Annotated in this window: 1 protein-coding gene; it reads left to right on the forward strand. The window is 45.9% G+C overall.

The features are described 5' to 3' along the window. A partial coding sequence (locus BAU28_RS28775) for a zinc ribbon domain-containing protein (protein ID WP_165615209.1) occupies window positions 1-164 on the forward strand: 164 nt, incomplete at its 5' end. Window positions 165-246 lie beyond the last annotated feature (82 nt).

The raw sequence follows: 246 nt of genomic DNA on the forward strand, positions 1-246 counted from the left end.
ATTGCGACTACAAAAACAAAGACGTGAAAAGCCTGAACCTGCGTGAATGGAAGTGTCCTTCTTGTGGTATGTATCATGATAGAGATGTGAACGCAGCGGAAAATCTGAGAAAAGAGGCCGTAAGGCTCCTAACCGTAGGGACTACGGGGATCGCCTACTCATAAAACTGAGGGATACCTTGGTGTTCGTAGGAATCCCCCACTTCAAACAGCTCGTTAGAGTGTTAAGTGGGGGTAGTTCAAAAAT

Origin of the sequence: Bacillus paramycoides (assembly GCF_001884235.1) — a bacterium.
Classification (GTDB): Bacteria; Bacillota; Bacilli; order Bacillales; family Bacillaceae_G; genus Bacillus_A; species Bacillus_A paramycoides.